The organism is Corynebacterium sp. HMSC056E09, assembly GCF_001813425.1.
In the GTDB taxonomy this organism is placed as follows: Bacteria; Actinomycetota; Actinomycetes; order Mycobacteriales; family Mycobacteriaceae; genus Corynebacterium; species Corynebacterium hesseae.
In genome coordinates this window covers 180124-198454 of the sequence record NZ_KV812490.1, presented here as the reverse complement: position 1 = coordinate 198454, position 18331 = coordinate 180124, and the positions used below count along the sequence as shown (strand labels likewise).

Genomic DNA, 18331 nt, shown 5'->3' with positions numbered 1-18331 from the left:
AGGAAAAATCAATCACTTCTTATCATCCTTTCGGGCGTCCTTGCCCGGCACGACCTGACGCAGCGGCCACACGGAATACTTCTCCACGTCGTTCGCTGCCAACGGGGTATCGTCCGCCTTCGCGATATCGGGGGCGCGCATATGACGTCCCAGCGTATCCAGCGGATACTCGTAGAACGTCGGGGCGAGCTCCTCCGTCGGACCCTGGCCAGGCACGCCATAATCGATGCCCTTCACTCGTGGCGCGAGGCGCTCCTCCATGTCCGCGAGGTCCGCCATGACACTGGCCGGGTCATCCCCCATCACGGCTTGGACCAGCACGATGCGCGGAAGGCCTTCGGCAACTGGCTCGCGCAAGCCCAACGACAAGGTGCCCGGCGTTGCGGTAATGGACGAGGTGAACCAGAAGATCTCCCAGGCGCTCGTCACACGCAAGGGGTACCGAAGCACCACTGGGCGATAGTTGTTATGCGGCTTGAAGGATTCCATGGCGAGCGAAAAGCCCGCGACGAAGATCTCCTTAATGAGCCACAGCGCGTAGACAACGGCATGCACAGCACTCTTCATTTAACGGCCCTCCTGAAGGGAGTCGATATCGGGTAGGGCTACGGGGTCGTCGCCAAGCACTGCGTGTGCGTAGGCCTCCGTGTCCAACAAATCCTCCGATGCCTCCATGGTGACACTAATGACCGGCCCGGACAGGATGAACATGGTCAGCGAGCCCAAGATCAACGCCGCCGAGGGAGCCATCAGCTTCTTGCGAATCACAAGTTCATCGGGCACCTTCTCCTTGGGCAGGTCCTTGCCCCAGAAGACGCGGCGCCACACGCGCAACATGGCCAGGAACGCTGCGAAGGAGGCGATGATAATCACCGCGATAACGGTCCAGGCCCATCCCCCGCCGGTACGGGCGATTTCCGCGACGATGAGGACCTTGCCCCACATACCGGAGAAAGGCGGGAAGCCCACGACGGAGAAGGCACCGGCGGCGAAGATCCACGCGATAATCGGATCACGGCGCGCCAAGCCAGAAAGCTTGTTGAGCCTGCCCGTACCGTACGTCTCCTCGATGGCACCGGAGGCCAAGATGAGGGAGCCCACCGTGAGCATGTGGTGAATCGTGTAGAGAATGCCGGCAGCCAACGCGCGCTGCGCATCGTGGGTAGTGAAGGCCATCATCACGAGGATGAAGGGCATACCGTTGAGCATCTGGTATCCCAGCACGCGGCGGATGGAGTTTTCAGCCAAGCCGCCGAAAGCGCCAACCAGCATAGAGATGATCATGATGACGATGATGAGTGTCCCCCACCGCTGGTCCATATCAAAGAGCTGCACCCACAGGCGGTAGAGCATGTACACCGCGACCTTGGTGTGCAGGCCAGAGAACAGGCCCATGACGGCAGCCGACGTACCCGGGTAGGTGCGCGGCAGCCACGACTGCACGGGGAATACGCCGGCCTTCGCGGCGATGGCGATAACGATGATGCCGGAGGCCACCGTCACCGGACCGTTGCCGGCAGCAGCGCCCGTCAGCGCCGCCAAGTTGACCACGCCCGTAACCGAATAGATATAGCCCACGCCGACCACAAGCAGCGTGGAGGCGAACAGATTGACCAGCACGAAAGCGCGGCCTGCGGCCAAGCGCGACCACGTGCCCGACATCGTGATGAGGCCATAGGACGGCAGCAACATAACCTCAATGAACACGAAGAAGTTGAAGAGGTCAGCGGTGAGCAGGGCGCCGCACACGCCGGTGATCAGAATAAGAGTCAGCGACGGGTAATAACGCGACTTGGTCTCACCACCAACGATTGCGAACCAGTTGGCGCCGAAGGCCACGATCATCGTCGTGATGAGCATGAGAGCCGAGAAGGTGTCGGCAGCAAAGGCGATACCCGCGTTGCCCACGTAATTGCCCACCGTGTGCGCCACCACGCCGTTGTTCATGGTGTAGAGCAGCAGCGCGAAGGAGGCGAAGATGCCTACGCCCGGCACGATGAGCATGATGGCATCGCGCACGCGGTGCCACGGCGCGAGCAGCGCCAGCGCCGCCGATACCAGTGGAACCGCTGGGAAGAGCGGAAGAAGAGCGCTTACAGTGTCATACATTTACTTCTCCCCCTCGTGGTCAAGTTCCTTCAGACGGTCCATCTTGTTGGCCGAACGCTGCAGAATCTCCCGGTTTTGGGTATCGCGGCCCAGCGTGGAGAAGGCGTGGTCAATGGTGTTGTCATCCACCGGCTCGACAACATCCGTGTCATCGTTGGCGCCCATCGCCGCCATGGTCAGCAGAATCGTGGAGGTGGCCATGGAGATCACCACGGCGGTCAGAACGAATGCCTGCGGCAGCGGGTCCGCCATCTGGTCCGCTGGGACCTGTGACGGGAAGGACTCACCGCGGTAGGAGTACACGCCGGTGGCCAAGAGCATGAGGTTGGCTCCGTGGCCAAAGGCCATCATGCCCAACACAATGTGGACCAAGCCGCGCTGCTGAATCAGGTAGACAGCACTACCGATGAGCAGTGCAATAGTCAGTGCGAGGATCATGAATTCTTCTCCTCTGTAGCCGGAGTGTGGTGGGGCGAAGACGCGCGGTGGCGCGCCTCGGATTCATTGAGCAAGGCCAGTGGATCCGAGGATGGGTTGATGGATTCGGGGTACGGATCATCGACGTCCTCCATCACCACGCGCGGCGTGTTCGGCAGCGCCGAATCATCGTCGTGGACCCACGGCAGGAAGTCCCGCTCAGTACCCGGGCGCAAGTAGCCGCCCAGGGCGTTGATAGCCATGGTGAGCATGCCCAGGACCGCCAGGTAGATACCCAGGTCAAAGATGAGCGACGTGGTCCAGTGCTGCCCCAGGGCGTGGCCGTGGATGGCAGTCAAGAAACCACCGGAGCCGTGCGAGGTCGGAATGTAGCCGATGAATCCAGCCGTCAGCGCAACGATGATGCCCACGCCGGTGAGGTGAATTGGGGTCATGCGGCCGAAGACGATCTCATCGGTGCCGCGAGAGAGATACGTCAGGCCGATGGCCGCGCCCATGATGAGAGCAGCCGGGAAGCCGCCGCCGGAAGCCTGGTGCCCGCGGTAGAACACGATGAAGGACATGACCACCAGAATCGGGATGGCAATGGAAATTCCCTTGCGCAGCGGAACCGAGTTGAGCTGCGACTGACCGAACGGCGCCGGACGCGTACCGGAGGTAAACGGGAAGCGAGGCAGCGTCGACGTGACCGCGGCAATCACCACGGCGGCCATGCCGAGCACCGACAGCTCACCCAGGGTATCGAGTGCACGGAACTCCACGATGATGGTGGCCACGACGTTATCGCCGCCAGTGATGTCTGGGGCGTTATTGAGGTACCACATGGACAAGTCGGAGCGCTCGTGGCGGCCCATCAGCGCCCACACACCGAGGAATGCGGTGATACCCGCGAGCACCGCCACCACGATGGAGCCAACCTTGCGGTTGGTGTTCTGTACCGGGTGGAATTTCTCCGGCAGGTAGCGCAGGACCATCATCATGACGATGACGGACAGCGCCTCCACCGTGAACTGAGTCAAGGCAACGTCCGGTGCACCCAACAGGAACATCTGCAAGGTCACGCCGGTACCCGCAGTACCAATCATGACCGCACCCGTGAGGCGGTTGCGGGTACGAACCAAACCAAACATCGACAGCGCCACGATGCCCAGCGGCAGCAGATCCCACGGGTTGTCCAGGCCATCCACGCGCGGGTTCAAGGCCACGCCGTCGACGCCCGTCGACACCAGAGTGGAGCCCGCAAGAATGATGACGAGGAGGACAATCGGCAGGATGAGCTTCGACGGGTTGTGGGTATCCGACATGCGGCCGACGAAGCGGCCGAAGGCTGCGCACACGTCCTGAATCCACTTCAGGATTTGGTTACCAGTGCGCGGCAACAGTTGGCGCTCCTCCATCGCGGTCCACAGCGGCGTGCGGAAGAACAAACCGACGACGCCAGCGATGAGAACCACGACGGAAATAAGCAGCGGGACGTTGAGACCGTGCCACAGAGCAAGGTGAGAATGCCCCTCCATGCCGATGGCCGCCACGACGTCATCAAGCGGCCCATCGAGCGCGCCCATGACGAAGATGATCGGCACCGACATCACGCCGGGAAGAGCCGCGGGCAGCCACAACCGCACCGGCGCCTCATGGACCTTGGACATATCGCGCGGGCCGTCGAAGAAAGCACCAAAGACGATCTTGGCGGAGTAGGTAAACGTGAAGAACGCACCCACGCCCGCAACGATGAGCAAGAGCACCTGGCCGGCCGATCCGATGGGCGCGTCCTCGAAAGCGGTCAGCATGCCTTCCTTCGACACGAAACCGAAGAGCGGCGGGACCGCAGCCATGGAGGCAGCGCCGATGAGCATGGATCCGAAGGTCCACGGCATCTTGTTCCACAGCACGCCGAGGCGGCGGATGTCACGTGAACCAGCCTCATGGTCAATCACGCCGATGAGCATGAAGATGGAGGACTTAAACAGCGCGTGTGCCAGCGTGTGCACGAGCGCCGCCGCGATGGCGAAGGGGGTGCCCACACCAATCGTGGCCACGATCCATCCCAGGTGGGATACGGTTGAGTACGCGGTCAGCTTCTTCAGGTCCGTCTTCTGCACGGCGAAGACCGCCGACATGACGGCGGTGCCCATACCGGCGACGATGAGCAGCCAGTTCCACGCGGCAACGTCGTGGAAGATGGTGGAGAAACGAATCAACAGGTAAACGCCGGCCTTGACCACGGCCGCCGCGTGCAGGAAGGCCGAGACCGGCGTGGCAGCCGCCATAGCCTCCGGCAGCCAGAAGTGGAAGGGGAACTGCGCGGACTTGGTGAATGCCGAGGCTGCAATGAGAACGGCAACCCCCGTGGTCAGGCCTGGGCGCTCGGCCCAGACGTCGGAGGCGAGGATGTCTTCCAGGTTCGTCGTCCCCGCAGCCGTCGCGGCAATCGCCACACCTGTCAACAAGGTGAGGCCACCGATGAAGGTCAGGATGAGTGTGCGCTGCGAACCGGCCTCACCGGACTTGCCGCTGCGCGCGATCAACATGAACGACGCCAGCGATACCAGCTCCCACGCCAGGAAGAGCACGACGACGTCATTAGCCAGCACGAGCAAGAGGATCGACAGCGTAAACGCGGTCATCAGCACATAAAAGCTGACGTTGCCTTTCCCCTTGGGCAGGTAGGCAGCGGAATAGGTAAAAACCACCGCGCCGATGATGAGAGCCAACATCGCAAAGAAAACGCCCAGCGCATCGCCGCGGAAGGCGAGGTTCACGTCGACGCCCGGCGCGATGACGTCACGCACCCACGTCACGGAATAGGACAGTTCTTCGCCACGGGCCAGTGCCGGAAATTCTTTAGCCAACAGTGCCGCGGCGATAATAAAAATGCCGGCTAGCGGGTAGCCGGCTGCGCGATCAGCAACCTTGACGGCTACCGGTGCTAGCGCCACTGCGACAGCTGCGAGGAGGACGACATACAAGAGTGTCACGAAAGAGTAGCCTCACGAACCGTTGTTAGGGCTGAAAACTCAGCCTCACATAGACAGGACTATCCTAGACTACCATTGTGACCTCCCCCAAAGCACATCTTTAATGGGACGGAGACGACGAAAGCGCCTCACAATGGAGGCGCTGCGTCTCGAAAGAACTTAGGTATAGCCCAGGGATCTATAAGGTCTTACTTCTCCCCCAGCAAGGCATCGACGAATCCCTCAACCTCAAACGGAGCGAGGTCATCGGCTCCTTCGCCGAGGCCCACGAGCTTGACCGGTACACCCAGTTCTTCCTGAACCTGGAAGACAATGCCACCCTTTGCCGTGCCATCGAGCTTGGTCAGGACAACACCGGTGATGTCGACAACGTCGCGGAAGATGCGCGCCTGCGTCAGGCCGTTCTGCCCCACCGTCGCGTCCAGGACGAGCAGGACCTCGTCGACTTCGGTCTTCTTCTCCACCACGCGCTTGACCTTGCCCAGCTGGTCCATGAGGTCAACGGAGGTGTGCAGACGCCCAGCGGTATCGATGAGAACCACGTCCACGCCCTGGTCCACACCAGCGGCGACGGCATCGAAGGCCACGGAGGCCGGGTCCGCGCCTTCCTTGCCGCGCACCGTCGATGCGCCTACGCGGCGGCCCCAGGTCTCGAGCTGATCCGCGGCCGCGGCGCGGAAGGTATCCGCAGCGCCGAGCAAAACGTTGTGGCCCATCGCCACGAGCACGCGCGCGAGCTTGCCGGTCGTGGTGGTCTTGCCGGTGCCGTTGACGCCAACGACCATGATGACTGCGGGCTTGCCATCGTTCGGCATGGCCTTGATAGAGCGGTCCATCTCCGGATGTCCAACCTCGATGAGGGCCTCTCGCAGCATGGCGCGTGCCTCCGCCTCGGAGCTCACGCCGCGTTCAGCGATCTTCTCGCGCAGGGAGTCGGTGACTTTCATCGTGGACTTGGTGCCCAGATCAGCCATGATGAGGGTGTCTTCGATCTCTTCCCAGGCATCATCATCCAGATCACCAGCGGAAAGAATACCCATGAGGCCTTGGCCGATGGCGTTCTGCGAGCGGGACAGGCGTCCACGCAGCTTGCCCAAGCGGCCGGCGGCCGGTGCGATGTCCTCCTGCGGCTGGGCTGCCGGGGCCTCAACGACCTCGGCGTCCTCGGAAACTTCCAGCTCCTCGGGCTCAGCCTCGAGCGCCGCGCTTGCCGACGCCGCCTGCGCCCCCGCCGCCGCAGCGGCTTCCTCTGCTTCAGTTTCCTCTGGCTCGGCCGGTGCTTCTGGCTCGGGCTGCGCTTCTGGTTCAGGCTGTACTTCTACCTCTTCCGCTACCTCTTCTTCGGCTTCAGACTGAGCAGAAGGCTCCTCCTCAGCCGGAACCTCAGGTTCTTCCGGAGTCTCCTCTTCTACCTTCGGGGCTTCAACTACCGGCTCCGGTTCAGCAGTCTCCGGTTCGGTGGCCGGGACAACTTCCTCTGTGTCCTCTTCGTCCTTCTCAACGGCAGCGGCGCCGGAAGCAGCAGTACCAGCGGCAGCAACGCCCGCAGCTCCTGCAGCGGCTAGGCCAGCGGAAGAATCTTTCTCTTCTTCTTCCTTTGCCGGCTCCTTCTGTGCAGCCGGTTCCGGCGCGCTCACCGGCTTCGCGTCTGCAACAGGTTCCGGCTTGGGCTCTGCCTCAGGTTTCTGCTCTGCCTTAGGCTTCGACTCTGCCTCAGGCGTCGGTTCCGCCGCAGGCTTCGCTGCCTTCGGTGTCTCCTCTTCACCCTTGAGCTGAGCGTTCGCTAACTCGGTGGCATCACGCTGCTCAGACTTCTTCTCCGCTTGCGGCTGAGCTTTGGGCTCAGCCGGTGCGGGCTTCTCAGTTTTAGCCGCAGGCACAGGCTCCTTGGTAGCGCCGCCGCCAGCCGGGGCAAAATTAAAACCAGACTTGGCCTGGTAGTTGCCGGACTTCTGCTGCTGGGTCAGCTCCTTCGGCTCCTCCGCGGGCTTTTCGAAGGAGACCTTCTTCGACTCGCCGCGCTTCTTGCCCAGGACGATGAACAAGACCACCAGCAGAATCAGGACGATGACTGCTATCGCAATCCACAGAAAAGTAGTATTCATGCCCTCCATAGTGCCAGGGTTGTTCGCGCCCGGCACGATGAGGAGGGCGAAAGCCTCGGTCTGGCACCGCGCCGTTAGCGCGGAGCGTCCACACCAAGGCGCGTGGCGTCCTCCGCCGCCTGAGCCGTGCCCGGCGCCTCACCCGCACGGGTCATGCGCTGTGAAATCACGCGCGTGACACCATCACCGCGCATCGTCACGCCGTAAAGGACGTTGGCCACGTCCATCGTCGGCTTCTGGTGAGTGATGACGATGAGCTGAGAATCCTTGCGCAATTCCTCGAAGAGGGCGATGAGGCGGCGCAGGTTGACGTCGTCCAGCGCGGCCTCCACCTCATCCATGACGTAGAACGGCGAGGGGCGCGCGCGGAAAATAGCCACGAGCATCGCCAGCGCGGTCAGCGACTTCTCGCCGCCCGACAGCAGCGTCAGGCGCTTGACCTTCTTGCCCGGCGGGCGGGCCTCCACCTCGATGCCGGTGGCCAGCATGTCATCTGGCTCAGTAAGGATGAGCCGGCCCTCGCCGCCGGGGAAGAGTGTTTGGAAAACCTTGGGGAACTCCGCCTCCACGTCGTGCCAGGCATCCGTGAACAGCTGCAAGATCTGCGCGTCAACGTCCTCAATGACTCCGGCCAAATCCTTGCGCGCCTGAATCACGTCATCAAGCTGCGTGGACAGGAAGCTATAGCGCTCCTCCAGCGCCTTGTACTCTTCCAAGGCCAGCGGGTTCACCTTGCCCAAGGAGTTGAGGTCCTTCTCGGCCTGCTTCAACCGCTTGGTCTCGGCGGAGCGATCGAAGTCCTCGCCCGGCGTGTAGTCCTTGAGCAGGTCGGGGATCGCAATGCCCAGCTGCTCCACGATCTTGCCCTCGGCCTCATCCACGCGCACCTGTGCCTGGCTGCGGGTAATCTCCGAGTTGTGCGCGGAATCGGTCAGGCGATCAAGCTGCTGACGGGTCGCGGAGACCGCCTGCTTCGCCGACTGCGCACGCCCCTGCAGCACGCCGCGCTGGGTCACTAGCTCATCGCGTTCCTCAGCTGCGCGCTCAAGTGCCTGGGTGGTGCGGGCGGCTAGGTCCTGGGCATGCTTGTCGACGGCCCCTGCCAACCGCGCCTGCGCCTGCCGGCGGGCCATCGCCTGATCGTGGCGTGCCTTGGCCTGGCGCTCATGTTGGGCTTGGCGCCGCAGGGCCTCTCCCTTGCCGGCTGCCTGGCCTACTTTTTCCTCCGCGCTGCGGGCCGCCAGTTGAGCCTCTACCTCCATGGCTTTGACCTGTTCAAGGGCGGCCGAGGCTGCATCGCGTTCCACCGAGGAAGGTTCATCCGCTTGCTCATCAGCGTCCACGCGCGACAAGCGGTCACGAGCCTCCGCCAGTTCTTTGCGCAGGCGGGCCAGCTGCACCTCGATATCCGTGGCGCGGGCGGCGGCCTTTTCGTGCTCAGCCTTGTTTGCCTCGTACTGTTTGAGCAAGCGCTGGTGGTCGCGCTTCCACGCCTCGAGCTCGTGATCGTGCTCGCGCAGCGCGGCCTTAGCGCTCGCCGCGCCTACCCGGGCATCATCGGCGGCTAGCTTCGCGCCTTCCAGCGTGCCTGATAGCTCCTCCAGCTCGTGGGTGGCGGTTTCCAACTGTTGCTCGGCTTCTGTAATCTGGCCGCTCACCTCGACCGTGGAGACGGCACCAGTTCCGGCCTCGACCCAGCCTTCACCAACCAGCAAGCCCTCGGCGGTGACGGCCCGCAGGCGCGGATCTTCAGCAATGAGCTCGCGGGCCGCGGCATAGTCATCCACCAGAACGACGTCGGAGAGCAACCGTGTCACCGCCGCCGATACTTCCGGGACCAAGACCATCTGGTCGAGCAACCAGCTAGCACCGGAGGGCAAGTCCGCATCAAGGCGCCAGGCTGAACCGGTAGGTTCCGTGGAGACGTCGATCAACGGAGTGCGGCTCGCCTCAGCGAGATCACCCACGATGTCCCCACTCACCGCGCCGGCCTGCGCCTCCGCGAAGGAACCGAGTGCCGCCGCGACGGCCGTTTCATAACGCGTAGAGATGAACTCCGCGAGAGGCTTAAAACCCTCCCCCAGCTCGAGCGCTTCCGGAGCGGTCTGGCCCAGCGTATCGATCCTGGCTCGCAGGCTGTACACGGTGCGCTCGCGCTCCCGCTGGGCATCGCGCAGCTGCTCCAAGCGTTTATCGGCCGCGGCGGACTCGCTGGCCGCGCGCACGTGCGCTTCTTCCAGCGGCTCACGCTCGGCAGCCAGGTGCTCTAGTTTGTCCGCTACCTCATCGGCCTCCGCCTGCGCTCCCCTGGTGCGCGCTTTCGTGTTCGCCAGGGTTTCTTCCTGGCGCGCCAACTCAGATTCCGCGGAGCTTACCTGACCCGCCAGGTTTTCCTCGGCCGCGATGAGGCGGACCACGCCTTCGCGGCGATCCGCAATGGCGCGCAGCTGCGCCATGTGCTCCTTGTCCGCGGCCTCGAAGGCTTCCCGGCGCTCAGCCACTTCCTCCCGGATCGATTCCAAGCGCTCCGCCGCTTCTTCGGCAGCGGCCAGCAGCTCGTCGTGCTCCTCGTCGGCACGCCGGGCGCGCGCCTCCAGCTCCTCCGGATCCTGGCCGGCATAGGCCACCTGGGATCCGACGTTGCTGGCGCGCTCGGCCGCAATACGCTGCGTGGCAGAGATGCGTTCGCTCAGCGTCGATAGCTCGAACCACAACTTCTGCGCGGCCTCCGCGCGCGGAGTGACATCCCCCAACTCGGCCTCTACCTCGAGCTGAATTTCCGTGGCCTCTTCCAGCTGCGCCGTGACTACCTCGACCTGCTCGGCGAGCACCACAGCGCGTTTCTCGGCATCCTCGAACGTGGCACGCAACCTGACCACACGGTCACCGGCGAGGCGCAGGCGAGCATCGCGCAAATCCGCTTGCACAGTGGCTGCGCGTTGGGCGGCCTCCGCCTGGCGGGCCAGCGGCTTGAGCTGTTTTCCCAGCTCATCGGTCAGGTCTTGCAGGCGGTCCAGGTTGGCCTGCATGCCCGTGAGCTTGCGCTGCGCCTTTTCCTTGCGGCGGCGGTGCTTGAGCACGCCCGCAGCTTCCTCAATATAAGCGCGACGATCTTCTGGTCGGGACTCCAGGATCTCCGCCAGTTTTCCTTGGCCCACGATGATGTGCATCTCGCGGCCAATGCCGGAATCCGACAGCAGCTCTTGGATATCCATGAGGCGGGCCTTTGACCCATTGATCTCATACTCGCTCGCGCCATCCCGGTACATGCGGCGGGTGACGGAGACCTCCGAGTACTCGATGGGCAATGCGCCATCGGAGTTATCGATGGTCAGTGTGACCTCAGCGCGGCCAAGGGCCTTGCGCTCACCGGCGCCGGCAAAGATGACGTCCTGCATCTTGCCGCCGCGCAGCGTCTTGGCGCTGCCTTCACCCATGACCCACGCCAGTGCGTCGACGACGTTAGATTTACCCGAGCCATTCGGGCCCACCACGGCACAGATACCGGGCTCGAATTTCAGGTTCGTCGCGGACGCAAAAGACTTGAATCCCTTGAGCGTGAGCGATTTGAGGTGCATTCGACTTAGTTTAGCGCTCGATAAAGCCCGACTCACCGCGCGGTGCGGCCCACTGCTCCACCACGGCGTTCACAGCGCCCGGGCGGCGCGTGGTTGATGGTTCTTCGCGCAGCAAGGACAGCAGCTTCTCGCAGTCAGCTCGCGGGCCTTCAGCAACCACCTGGACGCGTCCGTCCTGAAGGTTCGTCGCGTGCCCAGCCAGCCCTAGTTCGAGGGCCCGGGAACGCGTCCACCAGCGAAAGCCCACGCCTTGGACGTGGCCAAGGACGAAAGCTGTGAGGCGTTCATGACCCGCAGAGGCTGCTGCCGTGTCTGCCATCTAGTACTCCCTCAAGTTTGTGCGGTCGCTCAGGTCGAATTCGTGATCGAGACGGCGGCGGTCTTCCGCGCTGCGGCGCGTCACAGGATCGGTACCATCCCAGCACTCGACGTTCTGCAGTTCCGGCAGCATATCACGGTGGAAGACGGGATCCAGGCCCTTGCGGCGCTGCTCGTTGTAGTTCTTCAGCAGCTTGATGGCCACGCCGCACAGCGGCACGATGGCGCACACATTGAGCAGCACCATGATGGCGGCACCCGTATCCGCCAGGTCGAACACGGTGCCCAGCGGGGCCACCGCACCGTAGAAGACGAAGGCCAACACGATGAGGCGGAAGGCCCACAGCACCCACTTCTTCCCGGAGAGGTACTCCACGTTGGACTCTGCAAGGTAGTAGTTACCCAGAATCGAGGAGAATGCCAAGAAGAACAGGATGAACGTGACGAAGTGGATGCCCCACTCGCCGACCACATTGGACAGCGCGTTCTGGGTCAGGGTCACGCCCTCAATCGCGTCGGAACCAAAGCTTTCGAAATCAGTACCCAGCAAAATGATGAAGGCGGTAATCGTACACACCACCAAGGTGTCAAAGTACACGCCGAGGGTCTGCACAAGGCCCTGCTTCACGGGGTGGGAGACCGTCGCCGTTGCTGCCGCGTTCGGCGCCGAACCTTCGCCGGCCTCGTTGGAGAACAGACCGCGCTGGATGCCCTTCAGCATGGCCATGCCCAGTGTCGCGCCAGCAGCCTCACGGAAGCCGAAGGCAGAGCCGACGATGGAGACGAACATGTCCGGCACCTTGTCAAAGTTAAGCACCACCACGATGAAGCCCATGATGAGGTACGCACCGGCCATAAACGGCACGATGAACTGGGTCATCGAGGCAATGCGCTGAACACCACCGATAATGATGAGGCCAGCTACGGCAACGACGGCAATACCCACGCCCGCCTTGAAGGCACCGGAATCCTGTCCGAAGGAGGCCGCCAAGGAATCAGAGATAGCGTTGGTCTGGAAAGCGTTGTAAAACCAACCAAAAGTAATGGCGATGGCGACGGAGAAAATGGTTGCCAAGGGCTTCCAGCCCAGACCGCGGGACATGTAGTAGGCCGGGCCGCCGCGGTAGGTATCCCCCTCGCGGACCTTCCACAGCTGGGCCAGCGTGGACTCCACGAACGCAGTTGCGCCACCCAGGATGGCGATGAGCCACATCCAGAACACCGCGCCGGGCCCGCCCACAGAAATTGCTACGGCCACACCCGCGACGTTGCCGGTGCCCACACGCGACGCCGCCGAGATGGTGAACGCCTTGAAGGCAGAAATACCGCCGTAATCGGCGTCCTCATCGACGCCGACCCCCTTGGGCTTTTCGACGACCGCTTTGAACATATCCGGCACCATGCGGACCTGCACCAAAGCGGTGCGGATACCGAAGTAAAGGCCAGCAGCGATAAGCAGCCATGGCAGGACATAGGACCACAGGCTGTCGTTAATGACACCGATCACGGTGCTGAAGATTTCTTGCATACGTTACACACTAGTGACAACCCCCGCCATCGGCCTAGTTGGAGCCTGACTACTTCCCCACCCCACGGCGCTGACAGGACGGGCAATAGTGGGTACCGCGCCCGCCCAACACGGTTTTCACGATGTCTTCGCCGCAGCGATCACAGGGCTGCCCGCCCCGCCCATAGGCGTGCAAGGAACGGTCAAAGTACCCGGATTCGCCGTTGACGTTGACGTACAGCGCGTCAAAGCTGGTCCCGCCAACCTCAAGGGCGGAGCGCATGACGTCGGCGGCTGCGGAAATCACCGCGACGGCATCGCGCTGCCGCAGGGCGCTGGCCTTCTTCAGCGGAGAAATCTGGGCCGCCCACAGCGCCTCATCCGCATAGATATTGCCCACTCCGCTGAGCACAGTTTGATCCAGCAGGGCAACTTTCACCGCCGTACGTTTTGCGCGCAGGCGCCTGCCCGCCGCAATAAGGTCGAAGTCTGCTTCGAGGGGATCGGGCGCGATATGCGCCATGGTGAGCCACGGGCCGAGGTGCCAATAGCCAAAAGTGCGCTGGTCGACGAAGCTGATGCGGGTGGCGTCGCCAAGCACGGCGGCGATGCGCACGTGGGGTGAATCCACCTCACCGATCCGCACCTGCCCCGACATTCCGAGGTGGATAAAGAGCACATCGCGGGCAGGATCAGTGCGGTCCTCGTCGGCGAACTCCAGCCACATGAACTTGCCGCGGCGCGCCACGGCGGCGATCCTCCTGCCCACGAGCAGCGCGGACAGCGGTGCCTCCTGCTTGCGATTGGCGCGCGGGTGGAGGACATCGACCGCCGCGAAGGAACGCCCCACGACGTAGGGCTCGAGCCCGCGGCGGACGGACTCAACTTCAGGCAGCTCCGGCATAGAGTCCTCGTGGGTTAGTTCTCTTTGCCGGCGGTGCCCTGCACCAGTAACGGAGTCTCACGCAGCGCCTGGCAGGCTTCTTCCGCCGCCTGCTGCTCCGCAAGCTTCTTGTTGTGTCCCGTTCCCCTACCCACGGTCAAACCGGCCACCGTGGCAACGGCATTAAAGGTCTGATCGTGCTCGGGGCCAGTCGAGGTGGCCGAATACACCGGCATCGCTGCCTTCAGCTCGGCGCACAGCTCCTGCAAGGTCGTCTTCCAGTCCATGTGGCGGCCGGATACCACGGCGTTCTCAACCTTGGCGGCAAACAGCCGCAGCACCACCCCGCGGGCGACTTCGAAACCATGCTGGCGGTAGATGGCCCCCAAGATGGCCTCGGTGGTATCGGCCAAGATGGAGTCCTTGTCACGGCCGCCGGTAGATTGCTCACCCTTGCCCAACAGGACGTGTTGACCCACCCCGATTTCACGGGCTACGTCAGACAAGCCGTAGCGCGAAACAATGGAAGCGCGCATCTTAGAGATGTCGGATTCGGGGCGCGATGGGAACTTTTCGTAGAGCTTGGCCGCGATGGACAAGCCTAAGACCGCGTCCCCGAGGAACTCCAGACGCTCATTGTTGGGCAGGTGACCGTTCTCGTTGGCAAAGGAACGGTGCGTCAGCGCCAAGCACAGCAGCTCATCGTTGAGCTCCACGCCGAGTGCCTTGAGCAGCGGACCGTGGTCTACCTCCGCGAATGCTACGGCAAGTGCCTGCTCGCCGGTGAGTTTCTTCTTCTTGCTCATAGGAATTTCTCCAACCCAGACCACCGCGGATCGACGCGCTCTTCTTCCCCGGAGACCCCCGTGGTCACGCCTTCGGGAACATCTACTTCACAGCCATCCTCACACGTCGGCGCGAAAGGAAGCACCAAACCTGCCTCATCGATCACGGTCTGCAGGAGGTCAAGGACACCGTCCTCAATCTCGGGGATCTCATCGCCGGAACCGCGATCCTCTTCCTCTGTTTCATCTCCGCTGATGAAGGACTCATCCGCGGAGAAAACCTGGGATACGTGGAGATCTAGTGCTGGATGTAGCTCAGCTAAGCAGCGTGCGCATTCGCCGCTGAGGGTGCCGGTGATATCAGCGTCCACCAACACGCCGGAGCCCAACGGCGTCAAGGTGGCGTCCACCTTAACCTCAGCACCTTCCGGGATGCCGATCATTTCCACGCCGATGCGCTCGGGGGCGGGTCCGGTTTGCACGCGGTGCTCAGGCAGCGCTTCAGCTCCTTGGCTGCGGAGCAATTCCGTCACGTCGAACTTCAATGGTGATTTCATAACGCCCACCAGCTTACCCTGTGCTGACCCACGCGCCCTAGACTGGCAAGGGCCTGAATGTTGGGTCATAGCCGCTTAAGCGCTTGCCCACAAGGCTCGATTCTTTCGCCTGTGGCTTTTAGCCTAAAACTCCATGAGCTACACCGCGACCGACACGGCGTCTCTGGGCGCCACGGCACGTGAACTCGCGCTCAGCTTTCCCTTGCAGTGCCTTGTCCCCGCCGTGGTCCTGACCGTCGTAGGAGTGACCTGCCGCCACCTCATCACGCGAGTCCGCCCCAGCATTTTCGGCGATGCCGGCCTCTCCCTGCACCGCGCGGCCCTCGCCAGCGCCCTTGCGGGATTGGCCGTGGGCGCGGTGTCCTTTCTTCCCCTGCATTTTGGGCCTATCGTCATACTCTCATCGGCGCTGTTCTCGCTGTGTGCCGCGCTCATCGCGTGGAGCGCGCGCGAGTCCTTTTCTGCCGCCGGCATGGGGATTGGTGTGATGATGCTGACCGTCGGTGCGGTCGATGTGGTGCTGTTGCTTGTCGACGCCGCCTGGGGCCCCATCCCCGAGCCTCACACCACGGGCACGGACTTCGGCATTATGTGGGTGCTTTATGCACTGCCGGGCCTCGTCGCCGCGGGATTGGCCGCAGCCTTAAGCACCATGCCGGCCAAGGAAGCCGCCCGGATTCGCCGCGCGGAACAGGCGCGCGCTGCGGCGCAGGACTCTACCTCGCTTCACTCGACCTCGCTTCGGCTACGCCGAAGCGTCACCACTAGGTAGTTGCCCGCACCTTAATTCAACAATTCGGCTTAGTAATCACGGGGCGCACGCGGCGCACGGCGCACAGGCTCCCGGGTCTCGCGCACAGCGCTTCGTCCCTCACCATGTGATTCACCGCGGGAACGCACGCCGGCGCCCCGCCGCAGCGCGGAGCGATCGTTGTTGACGGTACGCAAGAGGTCGGACAAGGTGGTCTCAAACTCCCCGAGCTTGGCGTCAACGAATTCATCGCACTCGGTGCGCAGGCGGTTAGATTCGGAGTGGGCGGTCTCCACAATGCGGTGTGCCTCGTCGTCGGCGCGGCGCACAACCTCGGATTCGGAGACCAAGCGGTCCTGCTCGGCTTGGCCGGCGGCTACGGCGCGCTGGTATTCCTCATCCGCCTGGGCGCGGGTGCGCTCGGCGTCGGAGCGTGCGTTCTCTACGAGGTTGGTGGCCTCATCTTCCGCCTGGGCCACTAAGGTAGTGGCGCGGTGTTGGGCGTCGGCAAGCATGGCATCTGAGTCCTCACGCGCACGGGCAACGGTGTCATCGGCCTCGGCGGTGGCCTCAGAAATAATCTGCTCCGCGCGCTCCTCAGCACCCTGGAGGATCTCGTCCTGCTTGTCTAGGACGTCCTGGGCGTCATCCATTTCCACGGGGAGGGCGTTGCGGAGATCGTCGAGAAGCGCCAGCATTTCGTGGCGCGGAACCATGCAGTTGGAGGTCATGGGAACGGCATAGGCCTGTTCCAGATTGCGAACAAGTTCATCGAGGGACTCAAATACGCGGTACATGGCACCAGCCTATCCAAGCGCACGCGCACTGCGACGTATCCCACGCGGGAAGAAATGGCGAAAACCTCCCCGGCAAGCGAGGAGGTTAAGCACGGATACAGAGATAAGGAAACGGCTAGATTACGCCTTGGGCCAGCATGGCGTCGGCCACCTTCTTGAAGCCGGCAATGTTGGCGCCCGCCACGTAGTCACCTTCCAGGCCGTATTCCTTGGAGGTCTTGTCGATGTTGCGGAAGATATTGGACATGATCTCATGCAGGCGCTGGTCGGTGTACTCGAAGGACCAGGAGTCGCGGGATGCGTTCTGCTGCATCTCCAGCGCGGAGGTTGCCACACCGCCCGCATTCGCGGCCTTGCCCGGCGCGAAGGCGATTCCGCTCTCCCCGAAGTAGTGCGCGGCTTCCGGGGTACACGGCATGTTTGCACCCTCAGCAACGTAGCGGATGTGGTTCTTTACCAGGAGCTTGGCGTCATCGCCGTCGAGCTCGTTTTGGGTCGCACACGGCAGGGCAACGTCGGCGCTGACCTCCCATACGTTGCCGCCCTCGTGGTACTCCACGCCCGCGCCAGCCTCGCCGGCGTAGGTAGAGATGCGCTCGCGGCGTACTTCCTTGATGTCTTTGAGCAGCTCCAAGTCCACGCCGTTCGGCGTCGTGATGTAGCCGGAGGAATCGGACATCGCCACGACGGTTCCGCCGAGCTGCTGAACCTTCTCGGCGGCGTAGATAGCAACGTTGCCGGAGCCGGAAACAATGACTTTGGCGCCGTCGAAGGACTCGCCGTGGGTCTTCATCATCTCCGAGGTCAGATACACCAGGCCGTAACCGGTGGCCTCAGTGCGCACGAGGGAGCCACCCCAGGTCAGCCCCTTGCCCGTGAGGACCCCGGACTCGTGCTTGTTTTCTAAGCGGCGGTACTGGCCAAACAGGAATCCGATTTCGCGGCCGCCCACGCCGATATCGCCGGCCGGCACATCGCGGTACTCACCGATGTGGTTGTGCAGCTCCGTCATGAAGGACTGGCAAAAGCGCATGACCTCGGCTTCGGACTTGCCCTTCGGGTCGAAGTCAGAACCGCCTTTGCCGCCGCCGATGGGAAGGCCGGTCAGCGAGTTCTTAAAAATCTGCTCGAAGCCAAGGAACTTGATGATGCCCAGGTTCACGCTCGGGTGGAAGCGCAGGCCGCCCTTGTACGGGCCGAGGGCCGAGTTGAATTGCACGCGGAAGCCGCGGTTGACCTGAATCTGGCCGTTGTCATCCACCCACGGGACACGGAAGATGAGCTGGCGCTCGGGTTCGCACAGCCGCTCGACCAAGCCATAATCAGCGTAGTGAGGGTCCTTGTTGAGGACGATCTTGAGGGAATCCAGGACCTCAGCGAGCGCCTGGTGGAATTCCGGTTCACCAGCATTGCGCTTGAGAAGCTTGCTGTAATAGTCGGAGATTTGCTGGTCGATGGACATGGCAATCCTTTCATTCGGCACCGTGTTTAGCTGCTGGTGCGTCCTCCGTTGAACAACCGCTAG

General features: G+C 62.8%; 14 protein-coding genes. 1 reads left to right on the top strand and 13 read right to left on the bottom strand.

The window, feature by feature from the left end; all coding sequences use genetic code 11:
* Positions 1-12: 12 nt before the first annotated feature.
* From HMPREF2912_RS03855 to HMPREF2912_RS03805, 11 genes are all read right to left on the bottom strand, one after another.
* Positions 13-567 carry a monovalent cation/H+ antiporter subunit E gene (locus tag HMPREF2912_RS03855; RefSeq protein ID WP_070519997.1) on the bottom strand — a complete coding sequence of 185 codons (555 nt, stop codon included), beginning with the start codon at positions 565-567 and terminating at the stop codon, positions 13-15.
* Positions 568-2109: a monovalent cation/H+ antiporter subunit D family protein gene (locus HMPREF2912_RS03850; protein ID WP_070519994.1), complete on the bottom strand. Its 1542-nt coding sequence runs from the start codon at positions 2107-2109 to the stop codon at positions 568-570. It abuts the gene before it with no gap.
* Entirely contained in the window at positions 2110-2547 is a 438-nt protein-coding gene (locus HMPREF2912_RS03845) for a sodium:proton antiporter (protein WP_070519992.1), read from the bottom strand.
* Positions 2544-5525 (bottom strand): DUF4040 family protein, encoded by a 2982-nt coding sequence (locus HMPREF2912_RS03840; protein ID WP_070683294.1) that lies wholly within the window; start codon positions 5523-5525, stop codon positions 2544-2546. The genes HMPREF2912_RS03845 and HMPREF2912_RS03840 overlap by 4 nt, the downstream gene beginning before the upstream one ends.
* Positions 5526-5713: 188 nt before the next feature.
* Positions 5714-7630, bottom strand: coding sequence for a signal recognition particle-docking protein FtsY (gene ftsY, locus HMPREF2912_RS03835; protein WP_070683291.1), 1917 nt, complete (start codon positions 7628-7630; stop codon positions 5714-5716).
* Between the two features lie 74 nt (positions 7631-7704).
* A complete protein-coding gene (smc, locus tag HMPREF2912_RS03830; protein ID WP_070683289.1) occupies positions 7705-11208 on the bottom strand; it encodes a chromosome segregation protein SMC in 3504 nt (1167 codons plus the stop codon).
* A 10-nt stretch (positions 11209-11218) separates the two neighbouring features.
* Complete coding sequence (locus HMPREF2912_RS03825; protein WP_070519984.1) at positions 11219-11527, bottom strand: acylphosphatase; 309 nt, start codon at positions 11525-11527, stop codon at positions 11219-11221.
* A complete protein-coding gene (locus tag HMPREF2912_RS03820) occupies positions 11528-13054 on the bottom strand; it encodes an alanine/glycine:cation symporter family protein (RefSeq protein ID WP_070519982.1) in 1527 nt (508 codons plus the stop codon).
* A gap of 49 nt (positions 13055-13103) precedes the next feature.
* Positions 13104-13937, bottom strand: a complete 834-nt coding sequence (gene mutM / locus HMPREF2912_RS03815; protein ID WP_070519980.1) for a bifunctional DNA-formamidopyrimidine glycosylase/DNA-(apurinic or apyrimidinic site) lyase — start codon at positions 13935-13937, stop codon at positions 13104-13106.
* Between the two features lie 14 nt (positions 13938-13951).
* Positions 13952-14722: a ribonuclease III gene (gene rnc, locus HMPREF2912_RS03810; protein WP_070519978.1), complete on the bottom strand. Its 771-nt coding sequence runs from the start codon at positions 14720-14722 to the stop codon at positions 13952-13954.
* On the bottom strand, positions 14719-15258 hold the full coding sequence (locus HMPREF2912_RS03805; protein WP_070519975.1) for a YceD family protein: 540 nt from the start codon (positions 15256-15258) through the stop codon (positions 14719-14721). The genes rnc and HMPREF2912_RS03805 overlap by 4 nt, the downstream gene beginning before the upstream one ends.
* Positions 15259-15391: 133 nt before the next feature.
* Here HMPREF2912_RS03805 and HMPREF2912_RS03800 point away from each other — a divergent pair, with 133 nt between their 5' ends.
* Positions 15392-16030 carry a hypothetical protein gene (locus HMPREF2912_RS03800; protein WP_232755531.1) on the top strand — a complete coding sequence of 213 codons (639 nt, stop codon included), beginning with the start codon at positions 15392-15394 and terminating at the stop codon, positions 16028-16030.
* A gap of 29 nt (positions 16031-16059) precedes the next feature.
* Here HMPREF2912_RS03800 and HMPREF2912_RS03795 read toward each other — a convergent pair whose 3' ends face one another.
* Positions 16060-16806 (bottom strand): DivIVA domain-containing protein, encoded by a 747-nt coding sequence (locus tag HMPREF2912_RS03795; protein WP_070519973.1) that lies wholly within the window; start codon positions 16804-16806, stop codon positions 16060-16062.
* A 115-nt stretch (positions 16807-16921) separates the two neighbouring features.
* Complete coding sequence (gene gdhA, locus HMPREF2912_RS03790; protein WP_070533237.1) at positions 16922-18268, bottom strand: NADP-specific glutamate dehydrogenase; 1347 nt, start codon at positions 18266-18268, stop codon at positions 16922-16924.
* Positions 18269-18331: the final 63 nt, after the last annotated feature.

What these genes read in the sequence shown, in the direction of transcription:
- HMPREF2912_RS03855 (WP_070519997.1), bottom strand. Translation starts at nt 567, where the DNA reads ATGAAGAGTGCTGTGCATGCCGTTGTCTACGCGCTGTGGCTCATTAAG.
- HMPREF2912_RS03850 (WP_070519994.1), bottom strand. Translation starts at nt 2,109, where the DNA reads ATGTATGACACTGTAAGCGCTCTTCTTCCGCTCTTCCCAGCGGTTCCA.
- HMPREF2912_RS03845 (WP_070519992.1), bottom strand. Translation starts at nt 2,547, where the DNA reads ATGATCCTCGCACTGACTATTGCACTGCTCATCGGTAGTGCTGTCTAC.
- ftsY (WP_070683291.1), bottom strand. Translation starts at nt 7,630, where the DNA reads ATGAATACTACTTTTCTGTGGATTGCGATAGCAGTCATCGTCCTGATT.
- smc (WP_070683289.1), bottom strand. Translation starts at nt 11,208, where the DNA reads ATGCACCTCAAATCGCTCACGCTCAAGGGATTCAAGTCTTTTGCGTCC.
- HMPREF2912_RS03825 (WP_070519984.1), bottom strand. Translation starts at nt 11,527, where the DNA reads ATGGCAGACACGGCAGCAGCCTCTGCGGGTCATGAACGCCTCACAGCT.
- HMPREF2912_RS03820 (WP_070519982.1), bottom strand. Translation starts at nt 13,054, where the DNA reads ATGCAAGAAATCTTCAGCACCGTGATCGGTGTCATTAACGACAGCCTG.
- mutM (WP_070519980.1), bottom strand. Translation starts at nt 13,937, where the DNA reads ATGCCGGAGCTGCCTGAAGTTGAGTCCGTCCGCCGCGGGCTCGAGCCC.
- rnc (WP_070519978.1), bottom strand. Translation starts at nt 14,722, where the DNA reads ATGAGCAAGAAGAAGAAACTCACCGGCGAGCAGGCACTTGCCGTAGCA.
- HMPREF2912_RS03805 (WP_070519975.1), bottom strand. Translation starts at nt 15,258, where the DNA reads ATGAAATCACCATTGAAGTTCGACGTGACGGAATTGCTCCGCAGCCAA.
- HMPREF2912_RS03800 (WP_232755531.1), top strand. Translation starts at nt 15,392, where the DNA reads ATGAGCTACACCGCGACCGACACGGCGTCTCTGGGCGCCACGGCACGT.
- HMPREF2912_RS03795 (WP_070519973.1), bottom strand. Translation starts at nt 16,806, where the DNA reads ATGTACCGCGTATTTGAGTCCCTCGATGAACTTGTTCGCAATCTGGAA.
- gdhA (WP_070533237.1), bottom strand. Translation starts at nt 18,268, where the DNA reads ATGTCCATCGACCAGCAAATCTCCGACTATTACAGCAAGCTTCTCAAG.